This window comes from Streptomyces phaeofaciens (assembly GCF_014648915.1).
Classification (GTDB): Bacteria; Actinomycetota; Actinomycetes; order Streptomycetales; family Streptomycetaceae; genus Streptomyces; species Streptomyces phaeofaciens.
The window spans coordinates 212,043-227,017 of sequence record NZ_BMSA01000003.1; the positions used below are offsets into that span (position 1 = coordinate 212,043).

13 protein-coding genes are annotated in these 14,975 nt (G+C 71.4%); 9 read left to right on the top strand and 4 right to left on the bottom strand.

Annotated features, from left to right (window positions below):
• Window positions 1-23 precede the first annotated feature (23 nt).
• Window positions 24-512 carry a ribose-5-phosphate isomerase gene (locus tag IE275_RS07885; RefSeq protein WP_189709102.1) on the bottom strand — a complete coding sequence of 163 codons (489 nt, stop codon included), beginning with the start codon at window positions 510-512 and terminating at the stop codon, window positions 24-26.
• A 184-nt stretch (window positions 513-696) separates the two neighbouring features.
• Between IE275_RS07885 and IE275_RS07890 the strand changes: the two genes are divergently transcribed.
• Window positions 697-2,169 (top strand): amino acid permease, encoded by a 1,473-nt coding sequence (locus tag IE275_RS07890; protein WP_189709104.1) that lies wholly within the window; start codon window positions 697-699, stop codon window positions 2,167-2,169.
• Between the two features lie 87 nt (window positions 2,170-2,256).
• Here IE275_RS07890 and IE275_RS07895 read toward each other — a convergent pair whose 3' ends face one another.
• Window positions 2,257-4,020 (bottom strand): serine/threonine-protein kinase, encoded by a 1,764-nt coding sequence (locus IE275_RS07895; RefSeq protein WP_189709106.1) that lies wholly within the window; start codon window positions 4,018-4,020, stop codon window positions 2,257-2,259.
• A 162-nt stretch (window positions 4,021-4,182) separates the two neighbouring features.
• On the opposite strand from IE275_RS07895, the gene IE275_RS07900 reads away from it, so the two are divergent.
• On the top strand, window positions 4,183-4,902 hold the full coding sequence (locus tag IE275_RS07900; protein WP_189709108.1) for a hypothetical protein: 720 nt from the start codon (window positions 4,183-4,185) through the stop codon (window positions 4,900-4,902).
• A gap of 80 nt (window positions 4,903-4,982) precedes the next feature.
• Here the strand turns inward: IE275_RS07900 and IE275_RS07905 are convergent, their stop codons facing one another.
• Entirely contained in the window at window positions 4,983-5,564 is a 582-nt protein-coding gene (locus tag IE275_RS07905) for a biotin transporter BioY (protein ID WP_189709109.1), read from the bottom strand.
• A 461-nt stretch (window positions 5,565-6,025) separates the two neighbouring features.
• Between IE275_RS07905 and IE275_RS07910 the strand changes: the two genes are divergently transcribed.
• From IE275_RS07910 to IE275_RS07940, 7 genes are all read left to right on the top strand, one after another.
• Entirely contained in the window at window positions 6,026-7,255 is a 1,230-nt protein-coding gene (locus tag IE275_RS07910) for an ROK family transcriptional regulator (RefSeq protein ID WP_189709111.1), read from the top strand.
• A 274-nt stretch (window positions 7,256-7,529) separates the two neighbouring features.
• A complete protein-coding gene (locus IE275_RS07915) occupies window positions 7,530-8,597 on the top strand; it encodes an ABC transporter substrate-binding protein (protein ID WP_189709113.1) in 1,068 nt (355 codons plus the stop codon).
• Between the two features lie 5 nt (window positions 8,598-8,602).
• On the top strand, window positions 8,603-9,580 hold the full coding sequence (locus IE275_RS07920) for an ABC transporter permease (RefSeq protein WP_189709115.1): 978 nt from the start codon (window positions 8,603-8,605) through the stop codon (window positions 9,578-9,580).
• Window positions 9,556-10,293, top strand: coding sequence for an ABC transporter ATP-binding protein (locus IE275_RS07925; protein ID WP_189709117.1), 738 nt, complete (start codon window positions 9,556-9,558; stop codon window positions 10,291-10,293). Before IE275_RS07920 ends, IE275_RS07925 begins: the two co-directional genes overlap by 25 nt.
• On the top strand, window positions 10,290-11,648 hold the full coding sequence (locus IE275_RS07930; RefSeq protein ID WP_268255254.1) for an LLM class flavin-dependent oxidoreductase: 1,359 nt from the start codon (window positions 10,290-10,292) through the stop codon (window positions 11,646-11,648). Before IE275_RS07925 ends, IE275_RS07930 begins: the two co-directional genes overlap by 4 nt.
• Window positions 11,649-11,671: 23 nt before the next feature.
• On the top strand, window positions 11,672-12,565 hold the full coding sequence (locus tag IE275_RS07935) for a TauD/TfdA dioxygenase family protein (protein WP_189709119.1): 894 nt from the start codon (window positions 11,672-11,674) through the stop codon (window positions 12,563-12,565).
• Window positions 12,566-12,678: 113 nt separating this feature from the next.
• Window positions 12,679-14,055, top strand: a complete 1,377-nt coding sequence (locus IE275_RS07940; protein WP_189709121.1) for an amino acid permease — start codon at window positions 12,679-12,681, stop codon at window positions 14,053-14,055.
• A gap of 109 nt (window positions 14,056-14,164) precedes the next feature.
• Here the strand turns inward: IE275_RS07940 and IE275_RS07945 are convergent, their stop codons facing one another.
• Window positions 14,165-14,809, bottom strand: coding sequence for a mycothiol-dependent nitroreductase Rv2466c family protein (locus IE275_RS07945; protein WP_189709123.1), 645 nt, complete (start codon window positions 14,807-14,809; stop codon window positions 14,165-14,167).
• Window positions 14,810-14,975 lie beyond the last annotated feature (166 nt).

Genomic DNA, 14,975 nt, shown 5'->3' on the forward strand with positions numbered 1-14,975 from the left:
TTTCCAGCCCCCGCCGGGGGCGGTCAGTCCTGCTGCGGGTGGTGGGCCGGGATCGCCGGGAGGTCGCCGGTCGTCTCGTAGTCGGCCAGCATCTCGATCCTGCGGATGTGGCGCTCGTCACCCGAGAACGGGGTGCCGAGGAAGGTCTCGACGAACTTCGTGGCCTCCTCCGTGGTGTGCATCCGGGCCCCGACGGCGACGACGTTGGCGTCGTTGTGCTGGCGGCCGAGGGAGGCGGTCTCCTCGCTCCAGGCCAGGGCCGCACGGACGCCCTTCACCTTGTTCGCCGCGATCTGCTCGCCGTTGCCGGAGCCGCCGATCACGACGCCGAGGGACTCGGGGTCCGCGGCCGCCTTCTCCGCCGCACGGAGGCAGAAGGGCGGGTAGTCGTCCAGGGCGTCGTAGATGTGCGGGCCGCAGTCGACCGGGTCGTGACCCGCCGCCTTCAGCCATTCGACGAGGTGGTTCTTGAGTTCGAAGCCGGCATGGTCCGAGCCGAGATACACGCGCATGGGATGAGTGTGACATGGGTGTCGCGGGGCAGCAGCGTGGGGTGTCAGGCCCGAAAAACCCGGCCAACGCCATGGAACCTCAGGGAAACCTCAAGTAACGATCCGGATTCAGAGGTTCACGAATCACTTCGCCTCCGTTTCACTGGACCGACTTGTTACACGGCGCAAAGGAAATCCATCCCCCATGACTTCGCAGCCGACCCTCACGAAGGCCGACCGCGGCCATGAAGGCCCCGGAGAACCCGGTTCCGGCCTCCAGGCAGGTCTCAAGAACCGGCATCTGTCGATGATCGCCATCGGCGGTGTCATCGGTGCCGGCCTGTTCGTCGGATCCAGCTCCGGCATCGCCACCGCCGGACCCGGCATCCTGCTCTCCTACGCGCTCGTCGGCACGCTCGTGGTGCTGGTGATGCGGATGCTGGGCGAGATGTCCGCGGCCAACCCCACCTCCGGCTCCTTCTCCGCGCACGCCGACCGGGCGCTCGGCCCGTGGGCCGGCTTCTCCATCGGCTGGCTGTACTGGTTCTTCTGGGTGGTCGTGCTGGCCGTCGAGGCCACCGCCGGCGCCGCGATCCTGGAGAGCTGGATCCCCGCCGTGCCGCAGTGGGGCTGGGCGCTCATCGTGATGGTGGTGCTGACCGCCACCAACCTGGTCTCCGTCGGCTCCTACGGCGAGTTCGAGTTCTGGTTCGCCGGCATCAAGGTCGTGGCGATCGGCGCGTTCATCGTCGTCGGCGGGCTGGCCGTGTTCGGCGTCCTTCCGGGCGTCGACAGCGACAAGGCCGGCCTGGGCAACCTCACCGGCGAGGGCGGCTTCCTGCCCCACGGACCCGGCGCCATCCTCACCGGCGTCCTGCTCGTCGTCTTCTCCTTCATGGGCAGCGAGATCGCGACCCTGGCGGCCGGCGAGTCCGAGAACCCGCAGCGGGCCGTGACCAAGTCCACCAACAGCATCATCTGGCGGATCGGCGTCTTCTACCTCGGCTCGATCTTCGTCGTCGTCACGCTGCTGCCGTGGAACGACCCCTCCATCAAGGAGCAGGGCTCCTACGTCGCCGCCCTCGACTCCCTCGGCATCGCGCACGCCGGTCAGATCATGAACTTCATCGTGCTGACCTCGGTGCTGTCCTGCCTGAACTCCGGCCTCTACACCGCCTCCCGGATGGCCTTCTCGCTCGGCCAGCGGGGCGACGCGCCCAAGGCGTTCGCCCGCACCACCTCCCGCGGTGTGCCGATGACGGCGATCGTCGCGTCGGTGGTGTTCGGATTCGTCGCGGTGTTCTTCAACTACAAGTTCCCGGACTCCGTCTTCCTCTTCCTCGTCAACTCCAGCGGCGCGGTCGCCCTGTTCGTCTGGCTGGTCATCTGCTTCTCGCAGCTGCGCATGCGGAAGATCATCCAGCGCGAGGCGCCGGAGAAGCTGGTCGTGCGGATGTGGCTGTACCCGTACCTGACCTGGGCGACGGCCGCGCTGATCGTGTTCGTCCTCGGTTACATGCTGACCGACACCAAGGGGGAGAGCAGCGGACGCACGACCGTGCTGCTGTCGCTGCTCGTCGCGGCGGTCGTCATCGCCATCGCCGTCGTGAAGGAGCGCCTGGCGCCCCGCGGCCGGACGGCCGTGGCGGACGCGGTGCCCGCGGACGCCGCCGAGTAGCGCTCGGCCACCTGTACGAGGGGCCCGCCGTATCCCTGACACCGGCGGGCCCCTTCGTCATTCCCTCTCCGGCGCGCCACGCGCTCCTCACAGCACCGTGAAGCTGTCCTTGACCGTCTCGTAGGTCCGCAGCGCCTCGGCCTCGATCCCGGGCCGGTACCAGGTGTTGATCTGGTACGACGTCCCGCTCTCGTCGAATCCCAGGAGCCGGGCGTGCCAGCGGGCGCCCCGGAGGGTGAAGGTGTACTCCCAGACGACCGCCGGACGGCCGCGGAACGTCGTCTCCTCCAGCCGGATCTTCTCGTAGTCCGCGCCCTGGCGGGCGTTGCGTTCGGAGGTCTCCCAGGTGTCCATCAGGTCGCCGCGGGCCAGCGAGGACTTGGCGACGAGTTCCTGGGTGCCGTCGGGGGAGGTGTAGTGCACCTCCGCGCCCGTCTTCACGTCCCGCCGCCAGCCCCGAGGGGTCGCCCACGCGAAACCGCCGGCCTCGGCGTGTGTGCCCGGCGGCAGGCTCCGCGGCCGGGACGTCCCCTCGACGGTGGGCGACGGCGTGGGCGTGCCGGGCGTCGAACGGGGCGTGGACGGCCGGGACGTGCCCCCGGCCTCGTCCTTCTCGCCCCCTCCGCCGGGGGCGAGGGCCAGCACGACCGCCACGACCGCGCCCACGGCGACGACGGCGGCCGCGGCCGCCACGGCCCTCGTACGGCGTCGGGTGCGGCCGGCGGGCGCGGAACCCGGCGGCCCGTCCGGCGGGGGCCGGCGTTCGGTCTCCGCGGCGGCCCGGGTGGGGGAGACGCCGAAGGCGGCACCGGAGGGGCGGGGGCGGGTGCCACCGCCTGCCGGGCCGGGTGACGGGGGTTCGGCACCGGCCCGCGAGCGCGGCGGCGAGGCGCCCTCCGCCGGCGCCCCGGGCACGGCCGGCAGCCGGGGATCGTACGGCCCGGCCGCCCTGGCGGGCCTGCGCAGGGCCCGGGTCGGCGACTCCCCCGCACCGGGCTCCCCCTCCCCCGCAGTTGGCGTCGGCGACGGCGCGGGTGCCGGGAAGGCCACCGGCCGCAGGGCCGCCGCCACCTCGGCCAGGGACGCCCGCACCTGCGGCTCCTTCTCCAGCAGTGCCGCCAGGATCTCCCGCAACGGGCCCGCGCCGGGCGGGAGTTCGGGCTCCTCATAGAGGACGGCGTGCAGGGTGGCCAGGGTGGTGTCGCGGGAGAAGGGGGAGTGGCCGGCCAGGGCGGCGCAGAGGGTCGCGCCGAGGGACCAGACGTCGGACGGCGGGCCCTGGGGGCGGCCGGATATGCGCTCGGGGGCCATGTAGTCGGGGGAGCCGACCAGCATGCCGACCATGGTCAGCGCCTTGGCGTCCTGGATCGCGGCGATGCCGAAGTCGGTGAGGACGACCCGCCCGCCGTCCGGTTCCGCCCCGCCCGTGTCCTCCACCAGGACGTTGCCCGGCTTGATGTCCCGGTGCAGGACGCCCCGCGCGTGCACCTGGCGCAGCGCCGCGACCAGCCCGAGGCCGATCCGGGCCGTCTGCGCCGGTCCCAGCGGGCCGTCCTCCGCCATGACCCGTTCCAGCGAGCGGCCGGCCACCAACTCCATGACGATCCACAGGCGTTCGCCCTCGTCGACCACGTCGTAGACGCGCACGACATGGGGGTGGTCGATCCGGGCCGTGGCCCTGGCCTCGCGCAGGGTGCGTTCGCGGCGGGTGCGGGTGTCCTCCGGGTCGAGGCCGTCGATGCGCATCTCCTTCACGGCGACCGGCCGGTCGAGCATTTCGTCGGTCGCCCGCCACACCCGCCCCATTCCCCCCTGGCCGATGCTCTCGACCAGCCGGTACCGCCCTGTCACCAGAAGACCTGGAACACCGCCGCTCTCCGAATTCACCGGCAATTCGCTGCACCCCCTCCATTGCGCGGCCCTACCAATTCATGCCGCACCAGCATAGTGCGGAGAAATCTTGTGGTACCTCTTCAAGTACTGCGAATTCAGGCGCAGCCAAGGGGGACGAACATGAGTTCTCGTCGTACGACGACCATCGCCGGATCACTGGTCGCGGCATCTTTCTCGGCAGTGTTGATCCTTTCCGCCCCGGCCGGGGCGGACGACCAGGTGCCCGGCAGTGGCAAGGGGGGAAAGGCCGTCGACGAGGCACCGGCCGGCGTGCGGCTGACCACGCTGCTGCCCGAGAGGATCTCGGTCGACAACGGTTCACGGGAAACGGCGATCACCGCCACGGTGAAGAATGAGGGAACCAAGGAAAGCGGAGAGATCAGGATGCTCGTCGTCGGTTTCGACGGGCTGACCGTCAAAAGTGTCGAGGGGTGTGCCGCGATCGCGAAGAAGGATCTCCCGGAGGGGTCGAACAGCGGTTTCTCGTGCCCCGTCGGAAATCTCGCGGCGGGCGCCTCGAAATCGTACGACGTCGACGCGACGTTCGATCTGGGCGCGACCGGAAAGATCTGTCTGCCCGTCCAGACCGCGGACGGGACGAAGACGTTCTGGCAGCAGGGCCCGGTGCCCTTCGGTACGACGAACCCGTCGCCGAACGCGCCGGCCACCCCGCTGCTCCTGGGAACCGACAACACACCCGTGGCGCCGGGCGAGTTGCCGAGGACCGGCGCCGGACGGGACCTGCTGCCGCTGGGCGCGGCCGGTGTCTCGCTGCTCACGGCGGGCGCGGCCGGGCTGTGGTGGGCCGGGCGCCGGCGGCCGGGAGGGGAGGCGGGCTGAGCGGCGCATGCCCCGCCGAACGCGCGGGAGGCCCGCCGGGGTGATCCCGGCGGGCCTCCTGCGCGGCGGCTGCGTGCGCGTCAGCGCTTGACGAGCTTCCAGGCACTGGGCAGCAGGCCCATCGCCAGGGCGGCCTTGAGGGCGTCGCCGATCAGGAAGGGGGTGAGGCCGGCCGCGACGGCGGCGGAGAGGGAGAGGTCGGCGGCGTAGGCCAGGTAGGGGACGCCGACGGCGTAGATGATCGCCTCGCCGAGCAGCATCGCGCCCGCCATGCGCCACACGCTGCGGTCGGCGCCGCGCCGGGCCAGGGCACCCACGACGGCGGAGGCGAGGACCATGCCGAGGATGTAGCCGAAGGAGACGGCCGCGGAGCCCGAGGTGCCGTCGGCGAACCACGGCACGCCGGCGACGCCGGCCAGCGCGTAGAGGGCGAGGGAGAGGAAGCCGCGCCGGGCGCCGAGGGTGGTGCCGACGAGCAGGGCGGCGAAGGTCTGGCCGGTCACCGGCACCGGGGAGCCGGGGATCGGGACCGCGATCTGGGCCGCGAGGCCGGTGAGCGCGGCGCCGCCGAGCACGAGCGCGACGTCGCGGACTCGGGAGGCGGGGATCAGGTCGGCGAGGACCTGTCCGGTGCGAGCGGGGGCGACGACGGCGGTGCTCATGGGGACTCCGCTGGGTGGGGACGGTTCGGGACACGGCGACGCTATCCCAGGGGAGTCCGGGCGATCACCGTCCGCGATCGACAAACGGCCGAACGGCAGATTGGTGGGCTCCTGACAAAGGGTGGGGGTTACACGCGGTACGAGGTGACCCTGGTCACTGAGGTCGAGTGGTTCGGGATACGCGAGTGCCCCGGACGGTCTCTGTAGGGTTTCACCAAGGAAGCGACGGCCGTCTCGCCCGTCGGTCGCCATCTGGGCAGGGCCGATCCCCTTTGCTAGCTTCGAGCCATGGTTGCCCAGGCCCTGAACTTCTCGTCGCGTCGCCACGTCGACCTGCGACGCGTGGGCGCGGCCGCCTGTCGCCCTCCGGTGTGAGGCGGGCGGGGCCGATCGTCCGGCGCGCCGCGCTCCACAGACGGCGCAGTGTCGGACCGGCTCCCGACTTCCGAGGAAGTTCTCCCATGCCCCGTACCGCGGCTCCTCCCGCCCCGCCCTCTCCCGTCACCCGGGTCGCCGACAGCGACCGGCGGCGTACCAGCGCCAGTGTGATCCTGCGGTCCGTGCTGGAACACGGACCGGTCGCGCGCTCCACCATCGCCCGGCTCACCGGGCTGTCCCCCGCCTCCGTCACCGACCACTGTGCCCGGCTCACCGGGCTCGGGCTCATCCGGGAGGCGGCGGTGCCCCGGCGCAGCAACGGGGTGGGCCGGCCGCACGTCCCCGTGGACCTGGACGACTCGCGGTTCGTGGTGGGCGGGGTGCATGTGGCGGTGCCGTACACGACCGTCTCGCTGCTGGATCTGCGCGGCCGGGTGGTGGCACGGCGGGAGTTGAAGCACCGCGGCCGCCTGGAACCGTCCGAGGTGCTGGCCCGGGCCGCCGACGCGCTCGGCGCTCTGCTGGGGGAGGCTCCCGGCTGCCGGGCCCTCGGGGTGGGGGTCGCCGTGGGCGGCTGGGTGGACCGGGATTCGGGGACCGTCGTCGAGCATCCGCTGCTGGGCTGGCGGGACGTGCCGGTGCGGGAGACCGTCGGCGCGTACACCGGGCTGCCGGTCGAGGTGGACGGGCACGCGCGGGCGCTGGTCAACGCGGAGCGGCTGTTCGGGCAGGCCCGTGGCAGCCTCAGCGTGCTGCATCTGTTCGTCGGAAACGTGGTCGACGCGGCGTTCGCCACGAACGACGAGGTGCACCACGGGCCGCGTTCGCAGGCCGGCGCCATCGCGCACCTGCCGCTGGCCGGCGGCACCGAGCCCTGCGACTGCGGCCGGGCCGGCTGCCTCCAGGTGGAGCTGAGCGAGCGGACGTTGTGCCGGCGGGCCCGGCGGGCCGGGGTGATCGACGGGGTGAACCCGATGCATGTGATCGCCGCGGCGGACGCGGGGAACCCGGTGGCCGCACGGCTGCTGCGGGAGCGCGCGCGGATGGTGGGCCGGGCGGCCGGACTGCTGCTGGACGTGCTCAATCCGGAGCGGGTCGTCGTCACCGAGGTGGGTGTGCTGTTCCGGGAGGACTGCCTCGCCGCGCTGCGCGACGAGGTCGGGGCGGGGCGCTCCGCCGCCGTCTCGCCGAGCAGCTTCCCCGACTCCGTACTGGCCGTGGCGGGCGGGGCGGTGGCCCTCGACGTGCTCTACCGGGATCCGCTGGCCTCGTCCCGGCCCCGTCCGCCGGGCACCTCGCCCGATCCGAGTTAATTCAGAATCTCCGAATGTTGACAGGCCCCACACGTGGACAGGAACATCTTTCCCATGAGCTGTCGCACCTTCTGTTGCTGACGCCCCGGCGCGCCGGGAGCGCGTCCTTCTCCTGCCTTTAGCCGCAGGATTCGTTTCGGTCCCGTTGCAGATTCCTTGCGGATTTATTGCGGATTCCTCTCAATTCCCGCAGACCCGTTGCATCTCTGCCACGCCCGCTTTTCCCCGCCGGCTTCCGCCTGCCTTGTCTCCGTTTTCCCCTGGGGGTTCTCCCGTGCCTGTTTCCCGTACGTCCGGTGTCGACCGGCGTCTCTTCCTCGCCTCGCTGCTGGGCGCCGCGGCCGGTGTCGCCGGGCTCAGCGGCTGCGCCGAGAGCAATGCCGCCACCGGTGGCAAGGGCGCCTCCACGGCTCCGCTCTCCGACAAGGTGCCCGCCGGCACCAGCCTGAAGATCGCCTCCTTCCAGGGCGCGCAGCAGTTGCAGCTGAAGCTGGCGAAACTGCCCGAACTGCCCTTCACGGTGTCGAACTGGCTGAACATCGGGGCCGGTCCCGATGTCATCAACGCCTTCCGCGCCAAGTCCCTGGACGTCGCCAACAACGCGGGTATTCCGCCGATCCAGGCGCATTACCAGGGCTTCGACGCGAAAATCGTGGCGATCAACATCACGCGCAAGCCGAACTACGTCTTCGCCACCAAGCCGGGCAGCGACATCGAGACCGTCGACGACTTCCGCGGAAAGAAGCTGGCGTTCTCCCAGGGGCAGGCGCAGGGCGTCGTCCTGCTGCGGGCACTGAAGAAGGCCGGCCTGAAGTACGACGACGTGAAGCTGGTCCCGCTCACCAGCAACCAGTTCCTCACCGCCCTCCAGTCGGGCCAGGTGGACATCGCCCCGCTCGGCAACACCCAGTCGCCCGCCTACCTCAAGCAGTACGAGTCCAAGGGCGCCCGCGTCATCACCACCGACGTCGTCGACCTGCTCAGCCTGCTGTGGGCGCCGGCGTCCGTACTGAACGACAAGGCGAAGGCCGCCGCCGTCGCCGCGTACATCCCGCAGTGGGCGCAGGGCCTGGTGTGGAGCTACGAGAACCCGGACGCCTGGAACGAGGAGTTCTACGTCAAGACGCAGAACCTGACCCTCGACCAGGCCAAGTCGATCACCGCACTCGCCAACAAGCCGCTCTTCCCGCCGAGTTGGGACGAGGCCATCAAGTGGGAGCAGGAGACCGCGGACCTCCTCGCGGACGGCGGCTTCGTGAAGGAGTTCGACGTCGCCTCGCTCTTCGACCACCGCTTCGAGGGCATCGCCGCCAAGTCCGTGGCAGCCGAGTACCGGAGTTGACCGCCATGACCACCAGCGCAAGCACGAACACCACAACGAGCACGACCGCCGACGCGACCGCGGACACCGGCACGAGCACGGCCACCGACGCGACCGCAGACACCGGCACGAGCACGGCCACCGGCACGACGGCGACCACGGTCCCCGCCGTCCCCGTAGCCGCCACCGGCACCGTCGACGACGCCCCTCGGGGCCGTCGCCGACGACGACGTGGACTCGCTCCCGGCAAGCCGTGGCCCGCCTCCCGGCTCGTCGGACCCCTGCTGCTCATCGCCTTGTGGGCCGCCGCCTCGGCCGCCGGGCAGCTGGACACCGGGGCGATCCCCGCGCCCTGGACGGTGCTGGAGACCGGCGTGAACCTGTGGACCGACGGGACACTTCCCACCGACGTCCTCACCTCGCTGGAGCGCGCCGCGTACGGCTTCGCGATCGGCCTGACCGCCGGGGTGGCACTCGCGCTGGCCTCGGGGCTGACCCGGACCGGCGAGGCCCTCATCGACGGGACCGTGCAGCTCAACCGGGCGATCCCGACCCTCGGTCTGATCCCGCTGTTCATCCTCTGGCTGGGCATCGGCGAGACCTTCAAGATCGCGATCATCGCCATCGTCGTCTACATCCCCGTCTACCTCAACACGCATGCCGCACTGTCCGGCATCGACCACCGGTTCGTCGAACTCGCCGAGGTGCAGGGCCTGTCGAAGGTCCGGTTCGTCCGGCAGATCGTGATCCCCGGCGCACTGCCCGGATTCTTCGTGGGACTCCGGCTCGGGGTGACCGGCTCCTGGCTGGGACTGGTGGTCCTGGAGCAGATCAACGCCACCAGCGGCCTCGGCTACATGATGTTCCAGGCCCAGAACTACGGCCAGTCGGACGTCATCCTCGTCGGCCTCCTCATCTACGGCGTCTTCGGTCTCCTCTCCGACACCGCGGTCCGTCTCATCGAACGGAGGGTGCTGTCGTGGCGCCGCACACTGAGCAGCTGACCCGCCCCGCCGCAGTCCGACTGCGCGGCCTGACACGGTCGTTCGAGGATCGCACGGTTCTCGACGGCATCGACCTGGACATCCCCGCCGGACAGTTCGTGGCGCTCCTCGGGCACAGCGGGTCCGGCAAGAGCACCCTGCTGCGGGCCGTCGCCCATCTCGACCACGAGGTCGCCGGCAGCGGGCAGCTCGCGGCCCCCGAGCGGGTGTCGGTGGTCTTCCAGGACTCCCGCCTGCTGCCCTGGCGGCGGGTGCTGGACAACGTACTGCTGGGCCTGGACGGTAAGGAGGCGGAGCACAAGGGCCGCGAGGCCCTGGCCGAGGTGGGGCTGAAGGGCCGCGAACGTGCCTGGCCCAACGAACTGTCCGGCGGTGAGGCGCAGCGTGCCGCCCTCGCCCGCTCACTGGTCCGTGAGCCCGAACTCCTCCTCGCGGACGAGCCGTTCGGGGCGCTGGACGCCCTCACCCGGATCAAGATGCACACCCTGCTGCGCGAGCTGTGGGAGCGCCACCGGCCCTCCGTACTGCTCGTCACCCATGACGTGGACGAGGCGATCGTGCTCGCCGACCGGGTCCTCGTCCTCGACCACGGCCGGATCGGCCTCGACCTGACCATCGACCGCCCGCACCCGCGCTCGTACCGGGACCCGCTGCTCGGCGAGTACCGCGAACGACTGCTCGCCGCCCTGGGCGTCACGGAGGACCACAAGTGACCACGGCCCACCACGGACGACAGCTCCACCTCAACGCGTTCCTGATGAACACCGGCCACCACGAGGCGTCCTGGCGGCTCCCGGAGAGCGACCCGTACGCCCACGTGGAGCTGGACCACTACGTCCACCTGGCCCGGATCGCCGAACGCGGCACCTTCGACTCCCTGTTCCTCGCCGACGGCCCGCAGCTCTGGGGCACCATCGCCCAGCGTCCGGCCGGCGCCCTGGAGCCGCTCACCCTGCTGACCGCACTGGCGACGGCCACCCGGGACATCGGCCTCATCGCCACCGCCTCCACCTCCTACAACTCCCCCTACAACCTGGCCCGCAAGTTCGCCTCCCTCGACATCATCAGCGGCGGCCGGGCGGGCTGGAACATCGTCACCACGGCCGGCGCCGAGGCCGCGCGCAACTTCGGCCTGGACGCCGAGCCCGCGCACGCCGAGCGCTATGCCCGGGCCGGCGAGTTCCTCGACGTGGCCCTGAAGCTCTGGGACAGCTGGGAGGACGACGCGATCCTCGCCGACAAGGCGGCCGGCGTCTGGGGCGACGACGCGAAGGTCCACCCTCCCCGGCACCAGGGGACGTACTTCAGTGTCGAGGGTGCCCTCAACGTCCCGCGGTCGCCGCAGGGTTACCCGCTGCTGGTGCAGGCCGGGTCGAGCGAGGACGGCAAGACCTTCGCGGCCCGGTACGCGGAGGCGGTGTTCACCGCGCAGCAGACGCTCGCCGACGCCCGGGCCTTCTACGCCGACCTCAAGTCCCGTACCCGGCAGGCCGGCCGGGACCCCGAGCACATCAAGGTGCTGCCCGGCATCGTCCCGGTGATCGGCTCGACGGAGGCCGAGGCGCGAGGACACGAGCAGGTCCTGGAGGACCACATCGTGCACACGCACGGGGTCCAGCGGCTGGAGCAGCTGCTCCAGCTGGAGCCGGGTGCCCTGGAGCTGGACTCGGAGCTGCCCGCCGATCTGCCGCCGGAGAGCGCGATCGAGGGCGCCAAGAGCCGCTACACCCTCGTGGTGGAGCTGGCCCGGCGCGAGCGCCTCACCGTGCGGCAGCTGATCGGGCGGCTCGGCGGCGGGCGCGGGCACCTCACCTTCGCGGGCACGCCCGAGCAGGTCGCCGACACGATCGAGACCTGGTTCACCCAGGGCGCCGCCGACGGGTTCAACATCATGCCCGCGGTGCTGCCCTCCGGCCTGGACGCCTTCGTCGACCACGTCGTGCCGATCCTGCGCGCCCGCGGCCTGCTGCGCACCGAGTACGGCCCGCGCACGACCCTGCGCGAGAGGTACGGCCTCCCGCGCCCCGCCAACCAGTACGTGAACGCCCCCGCACCCGCCCTCGTCTGACCCTCGTCCGAAAGGAACCTCCCATGAGCATCGAGATCCGCAAGGTCACCGCGAACATCGGCGCCCAGGTCCTCGGCGTCGACATCGCGAAGCCCCTCGACGAGGAGACCTACGCCGCCCTGCGCGAGGCCCTCAACGTCCACAAGGCCCTGGTCTTCGACGACGTGCACCTGGACGACGCGGGCCAGCAGGCCTTCGTCCGCCACTTCGGGGACCTCACCACCGCCCACCCGACGGTCCCCGCGGTCGACGGCGCCCCGAACGTGCTGCCCGTCGACAGCGAGCGCGGCCGCGCCGCCAACCACTGGCACACGGACGTCACCTTCGTCCTCAACCCCCCGCAGGCCAGCACCCTGCGCAGCCTGGTCCTCCCGCCGTACGGCGGCGAGACCCTGATCACCAGCTCGGCGGCCGCCTACCGCCAGCTGCCGGAGCCGCTCAGGCAGCTCGCCGACACCCTGTGGGCCGAGCACACCAACGACTACGACTACGCGGTGCCGCAGGAGACGGTCGACGAGGCGCAGGCCGCCGCGCGCGCCCAGTTCACCTCGATCACGTACCGCACGGTCCACCCGGTGGTCCGTGTGCACCCGCTGACCGGCGAGCGCGGCCTGTTCATCGGCGGGTTCGCCCAGCGCATCGTGGGCCTGTCACCGGCCGAGTCCCGCAAGATCCTCGACCTGCTCCAGTCGTACGTCACCCGGCCGGAGAACATCCTGCGCCACCGCTGGTCGGAGAATCAGCTCGTCCTCTTCGACAACCGCATCACCCAGCACTACGCGGTCGACAACTACGACGGCCGGCCCCGCCGGCTGCACCGGGTGACGGTCGCGGGCGACGTCCCGGTCGGCGTCGACGGCAAGGAGAGCTACTCGATCGAGGGCGACGCGGCGCACTACACCTCCGTAGCGGCCTAGCCACACCGCGTGTCCGGTCCGTCCGGATCGTGGGCGGCCCCTCCGTGGGAGCGGAGGGGCCGCCCAGACTGGGGGCGTTTTTGCCCGTCTCACGCATTGGACGAACCGCGCCCATGCCCAGCACCACCGTCGAGGCTCCACAAGAGCCGGACGCCACCCTGTCCCACGGCCTCAAGCAGCGCCATCTGTCGATGATCGCCCTCGGCGGCGTCATCGGCGCGGGTCTCTTCGTCGGTTCGGGCGCGGGGATCGCCGCCGCCGGACCGTCGATCGTCCTCGCCTACACCGTCTCCGGCCTCCTGGTGATGCTGGTGATGCGGATGCTGGGCGAGATGTCCGCCGCGCATCCCTCCTCCGGCTCCTTCTCGGCGCACGCCGAGCGCGCGTTCGGCCCCTGGGCGGGCTTCACCGTCGGCTGGGCCTTCTGGATCCTGCTCTGCACGGCCGTCGGACTGGAGGGCATCGGCGCCGCGAAGATCGTCACCGGCTGGCTGCCGGGCACCCCCGAGTGGGCGTGGGTCGCCCTGTTCATGCTGGTGTTCTGCGGGACGAACCTGGCCGCCGTGAAGAACTTCGGCGAGTTCGAGTTCTGGTTCGCGGCGCTGAAGGTCGCCGCGATCACCCTGTTCCTGGCCCTGGGCGTCCTGGCGATCGCCGGCGTCCTGCCGGGCACGGACGCCCCGGGCACGGACAACCTGGGCGACCTCCTGCCGAACGGCACCGAGGGCCTGGTCGTCGGCCTGCTCGCCTCCGTCTTCGCCTACGGCGGCCTGGAGACCGTCACGATCGCCGCCGCCGAGTCGCGGGACCCGGTGCGGGGCGTGGCGAGCGCGGTCCGTACGGCGATGTGGCGCATCGCGCTGTTCTACGTCGGCTCGATGGCCGTCATCGTCACCCTCGTCCCCTGGGACTCCCCGGCGGTCGTCGAGCAGGGCCCGTACGTCGCCGCCCTCGACCGTCTCGGCATCCCGGGCGCCGGCCAGGTGATGAACGTGGTCGTGCTGGCCGCCCTGCTCAGCGCGATGAACGCCAATGTCTACGGCGCCTCGCGCATCGCGTACTCGCTGGTGGAGCGCGGGCACGGCCCGAAGGCCCTGGGCCGGGCGCCGGGCGGGGTGCCCCGCCCCGCGGTCCTCGCCTCCTGCCTCTTCGGCTTCGGCTGTGTGCTCCTCAGCCACTGGCGGCCGGACGACGTCTTCCCCTGGCTGCTGAACATGATCGGCGCGGTGATCCTGGTCGTCTGGATCTTCATCGCCGCCTCCCAGCTGCGGCTGCGCGGCCGCCTGGAACGGGAGACCCCCGAGCGGCTCGCGGTCCGGATGTGGGCGTTCCCGGTGCTGACCTGGGTGGCGCTGGCGGGGATGGCGGGCATCTTCCTGCTGATGCTGCGCGAGCCGGGGACGCGGGTGCAGCTGTACGCGTCGGGCGCGATGACGGCGGTGCTGGCGGCGGCCGGATACGGGTGGCAGCGGAGGCGGGCCCGGGGCTGATCGCCCCCTGCTCGCGGGGACGGGTCCGGCACCGGGGTGCCGGTCCCTGTCCTGCCGCGCGGAAAGCCCCCGCGAACCCGGTTCGCGGGGGCTTTCGGCGCGGGGCGGGTCACAGGTTGCTGAAGTCCGGGCCCTTGGTGCGGGTGCGCTTGATCTCGTAGAAGCCGGGGACCGAGGCGACCGCGATCGTGCCGTCCCAGAGGCGGGCGGCCTCCTCGCCCTTTGGGGCGGGGGTGACGACCGGGCCGAAGAAGGCGATCTGCTCGCCGTCGGGGCCGGGGACGGCGATGACCGGGGTGCCGACGTCCTGGCCGACCTTCTCGATGCCCTCCTTGTGGGAGGCGCGCAGCTGGGCGTCGAACTCGAAGTCCGTCTGCTCGGCGTAGTCGATCAGGGAGGCCGGCAGGCCGACGTCCTTGAGCGCGCCCGCTATGGCCTCCAGGGTCGCGCCCTCGCCGTTGTTGTGGAAGCGGGTGCCGAGCGCGGTGTAGAGGGGGCCGAGGACGTCCTCGCCGTGCAGCTGCCAGGCGGCGGTGACCACGCGCACCGGCTGCCAGGCCTTGACCGCGAGCATCTCGCGGTACTCCTCGGGCAGCTCGTCGAGCTTGTTCTCGTTGAGGACGGCGAGGCTCATGATGTGCCAGCGGACCTCGATGTCACGGACCTTCTCCACTTCCAGGACCCAACGGGAGGTCATCCAGGCCCAGGGGCACAGGGGATCGAACCAGAAGTCGACAGGGGTCTTCTCGGACATGTGTCTCCTCATGAGATAAGGCTTTCCCCGGCAACACCGCCGCCCGTGCCGCGCATTCCCTGCGGACCGCCGTCAGGGGCACATGGCAGGATCGGTCCTGTTCGGACCCAGTCGAGAAGTCCAGCCTTGAAGTCCAGCCGTGAAGCCCGGCCGAGAAGCCCGGTCG

What these genes read in the sequence shown, in the direction of transcription:
- IE275_RS07905 (WP_189709109.1), bottom strand. Translation starts at nt 5,564, where the DNA reads ATGAGCACCGCCGTCGTCGCCCCCGCTCGCACCGGACAGGTCCTCGCC.
- IE275_RS07935 (WP_189709119.1), top strand. Translation starts at nt 11,672, where the DNA reads ATGAGCATCGAGATCCGCAAGGTCACCGCGAACATCGGCGCCCAGGTC.
- IE275_RS07920 (WP_189709115.1), top strand. Translation starts at nt 8,603, where the DNA reads ATGACCACCAGCGCAAGCACGAACACCACAACGAGCACGACCGCCGAC.
- IE275_RS07885 (WP_189709102.1), bottom strand. Translation starts at nt 512, where the DNA reads ATGCGCGTGTATCTCGGCTCGGACCATGCCGGCTTCGAACTCAAGAAC.
- IE275_RS07940 (WP_189709121.1), top strand. Translation starts at nt 12,679, where the DNA reads ATGCCCAGCACCACCGTCGAGGCTCCACAAGAGCCGGACGCCACCCTG.
- IE275_RS07945 (WP_189709123.1), bottom strand. Translation starts at nt 14,809, where the DNA reads ATGTCCGAGAAGACCCCTGTCGACTTCTGGTTCGATCCCCTGTGCCCC.
- IE275_RS07910 (WP_189709111.1), top strand. Translation starts at nt 6,026, where the DNA reads ATGCCCCGTACCGCGGCTCCTCCCGCCCCGCCCTCTCCCGTCACCCGG.
- IE275_RS07890 (WP_189709104.1), top strand. Translation starts at nt 697, where the DNA reads ATGACTTCGCAGCCGACCCTCACGAAGGCCGACCGCGGCCATGAAGGC.
- IE275_RS07900 (WP_189709108.1), top strand. Translation starts at nt 4,183, where the DNA reads ATGAGTTCTCGTCGTACGACGACCATCGCCGGATCACTGGTCGCGGCA.